1 protein-coding gene is annotated in these 893 nt (G+C 72.0%); it reads left to right on the top strand.

Annotated features, from left to right (window positions below; all coding sequences use genetic code 11):
* A partial coding sequence (ruvB, locus tag AX737_RS17745; RefSeq protein WP_066923745.1) for a Holliday junction branch migration DNA helicase RuvB occupies positions 1 to 893 on the top strand: 893 nt, incomplete at both ends.

The raw sequence follows: 893 nt of genomic DNA, 5'->3' as shown, positions 1-893 counted from the left end.
GCGGCACGCGCCAACATGCAGATCTTCATCGAGGCGGCGCGCAAGACCGGCCAGGCCCTCGACCACGTGCTGTTCGTCGGCCCGCCGGGGCTGGGCAAGACCACGCTCGCCCAGATCGTCGCCCGCGAACTCGGCGTGAACTTCCGCTCCACCTCCGGGCCCGTCATCGCCAAGGCCGGCGATCTGGCCGCCCAGCTCACCAACCTCGACGAGCGCGACGTCCTGTTCATCGACGAGATCCACCGCCTCAACCCGGCCGTGGAGGAGATCCTCTACCCCGCCATGGAGGACTACCAGCTCGACCTGATCATCGGCGAGGGCCCGGCCGCCCGCTCGGTCAAGATCGACCTGCCCAAGTTCACCCTGGTCGGCGCCACAACCCGCGCGGGGCTCCTCACCACCCCCTTGCGCGACCGCTTCGGCATCCCGATCCGGCTGGCCTTCTACGACGTGGACGAACTGCAACTGATCGTCGAGCGCGGCGCGCGGGTGCTGGGCCTGGGCATGTCGGCGGAGGGCGCCAACGAGATCGCGCGGCGCGCGCGCGGCACGCCGCGCATCGCCGGCCGCCTGCTGCGGCGGGTGCGCGACTTCGCGGTGGTGGCCGAGGAGCCGGTGGTGACGCGCGCGCTGGCCGACCGGGCCCTGCAGCTCCTCGACGTGGACGCCATCGGCCTCGACGTGATGGACCGCAAGTACCTGAGCCTGATCGCGGGCTCGTTCGGGGGCGGGCCGGTCGGCATCGAGACGATCGCGGCGGCCCTGTCGGAGCCCCGCGACGCCATCGAGGACATCATCGAGCCCTACCTGATCCAGCAGGGCTTCGTGCAGCGCACCCCCCGCGGCCGCGTCCTCACCCCGCAGGCCTTCCGCCATATGGGCCTCGCCGTGCC

This window comes from Methylobacterium sp. CCH5-D2 (assembly GCF_001556475.1).
GTDB classification, from domain to species: Bacteria; Pseudomonadota; Alphaproteobacteria; order Rhizobiales; family Beijerinckiaceae; genus Methylobacterium; species Methylobacterium hispanicum.
The sequence above is the reverse complement of the archived record's forward strand: the minus strand, read 5'-3'. Positions and strand labels throughout refer to the sequence as shown.